The sequence below is a fragment of the Acidithiobacillus sp. TH-A36 genome, from assembly GCF_057473445.1.
In genome coordinates this window covers 1-2,147 of the sequence record NZ_JBYCKP010000186.1, presented here as the reverse complement: position 1 = coordinate 2,147, position 2,147 = coordinate 1, and the positions used below count along the sequence as shown (strand labels likewise).

At 51.9% G+C, this 2,147-nt stretch carries 3 protein-coding genes; 2 read left to right on the top strand and 1 reads right to left on the bottom strand.

Translation table 11 applies throughout. The features are described from left to right. Positions 1–1,139, bottom strand: a 1,139-nt coding sequence (locus AC2VLY_RS05025; RefSeq protein WP_486892966.1) for a penicillin-binding transpeptidase domain-containing protein, incomplete at its 3' end; no start/stop codon positions are given. 263 nt (positions 1,140–1,402) lie between these two features. Here AC2VLY_RS05025 and AC2VLY_RS05020 point away from each other — a divergent pair. Both AC2VLY_RS05020 and AC2VLY_RS05015 read left to right on the top strand, forming a co-directional pair. Continuing rightward, positions 1,403–1,531, top strand: a complete 129-nt coding sequence (locus AC2VLY_RS05020; protein WP_254892802.1) for a hypothetical protein — start codon at positions 1,403–1,405, stop codon at positions 1,529–1,531. A gap of 12 nt (positions 1,532–1,543) precedes the next feature. Continuing rightward, a partial coding sequence (locus tag AC2VLY_RS05015) for a trypsin-like peptidase domain-containing protein (protein WP_486892967.1) occupies positions 1,544–2,147 on the top strand: 604 nt, incomplete at its 3' end.

Sequence of the window (2,147 nt, the reverse complement as noted above, 5' to 3'; positions counted from 1 at the left end):
ACGTCTACCGACCAGGCCAGCGCCTTGGTCAAACCGGTTTCACCGAAGCCCGAGCGATACCAGTCCCAGTAAACATGACCACCCAGACGGATATAACCGGGGCAGTAGGTGTGAAAATTGGGCGAAATAACATGATCCTGAAGCGCCTCAATGGAATAAAAGGGCTTGATGCAGGAGCCGGGTGGATAAAGCCCTTGCGCCACCCGATTCAGCAGGGGGCGTCCCTTGTCATGCAGCAGGCTCTGCCAGTGGACTTCACTGATGCCATTTACAAACCAGTTGGCATTGAAGCTGGGATTACTGTAACTGGCGATCACTGCGCCATTATTGGGATTAACTGCCACCAGCGCACCACGAAAATGATTGCGGCGCATAACGGTTGCGACGGCGCGCTGCACCCGCAGGCGCAAACTGGTCTGGAGGTTATCTCCGGGCGTTGGGGCAATATCCCGCAAATTGGCCACAGGCACGCCCAAGGCATTTACATCCTTGATCTGATATCCGAATTTTCCACGCAGTTGACGTTCAAACGCATATTCCAGACCGTTTTCGCCAATGAACCGGCGATAAATGTATTTTTGCGGATCAAAACCTTTCAGATTTCGGGCACTGACCGGTCCGACATAACCGACTACCGAGGTAAACAGGGTTTTGTAGGGATAATAGCGATGCCACTGTGCGGCCACTTGCACCCCTGGAAACTGCATATCGCGCACCGAAAATGCAGCTATTTGTTGGGCATTCATGCGGTGCAGAAGAATTCTGGGGATATAGGGTGGTTTGTCATCCAGGGTCCGCAGTAAATGCGCAATATTTCGTTTCGGAACAGGAAACAGTTGATCAATGTGCTTCAGGGTCGCATGCAGGTGCTCTGTTTCGTCCGGAATGATTTCCAGCACATAACGCGGATGGTTGGCGGCGAGAATCTGGCCATGACTGGCAAGAATCAGTCCTCGCGCCGGAGCGACCGGAACAATGGCCGTATGATTGGCCTGAGCCATTTGCCGGAAGCGTTGATAATGCAGCACCTCCAGATCGACCAGACGCCAGACCAGATACACAAACGCCAGCAGCAGCAAGGTAATAGCCAAAGCCAAACGACCCCGGAAGCGACCGGTTCTTACGGCGTTCGGACTCATAAAAACCTGCCTGCAACACCCATGAAATGAGGGAACAACAATCGCGTAACGGCCTCTGCTAACAAAGTTTATGGCTATGCTGAGAGGTCATGATGGCGGGGAAAGTTCCCCAAGCCTCACACATTACCGTTGAGCTGCCGGGAACTTCCCACGAAAAGTAGGCGTCTTAAGACGCGTGTATAGCACCGTGACCATGACTTGAAGATGCCGCTAATGACCCGTAATCATTCCTGTAATTATTCGTTGGAACTCAGCTCTGTTCCATGCTGATGACTGACGTCCTGGAAATACTGCTTATTTTGGCAGGCATCGCCCTCTTCACTTATCCAGCCAGCATTCTGGTGGAGAAGATATTGCGTCATTGGGACAAAAATCATCCTGAAAAAAATTAGGAGCCTACGTTTATGCCTTTACGTTCATTCAGTTTTCAGCCACGGCGGATACTTGTCGCCGTAATAGCCGCAACGGCGGGTTTTGGACTCGGTGCGGCAGGCTGGGCTTTTGCTGCAGACAGTCAGACGAGCTCACCCGCCACAACGTCCAAACCTGCCCCGGCAACAACAGACACCATGCCGCAAAAACTGGTGGACCTTCCCGATTTCACACCCATTGTCAATAAATATGGGAACGCGATCGTTAAAATTGATGACTCCGACACCAAAATCGTTCGGGGAGGGGCGGGAAACACTACCGATCCGTTCCCCAGAAACTCGCCTTTCTACCAGTTTTTCCAGGGGTTTTCTGGAGCCAACCCGCCCCAGAAAGAAATAATGGAGGCCCTGGGCTCAGGATTTATTATTTCCCACAATGGTTATATTGTGACGGCAGGACATGTGGTGCGGGGAATGCATCATATTATTGTGACATTGACCAACCATCACGCTTACCCGGCCAAGGTGGTGGGTTTATCGGTTCGCTATGATACGGCGCTGCTGAAAATCAATGCCCACAACCTGCCCACGGTAGAACTGGGCAATTCCCGTAACCTTAAAGTAGGCCAGTGGTTGC

Excerpts from the sequence above, each read along its gene's own strand:
- AC2VLY_RS05020 (WP_254892802.1), top strand. The coding sequence starts at position 1,403 with ATGCTGATGACTGACGTCCTGGAAATACTGCTTATTTTGGCAGGCATC.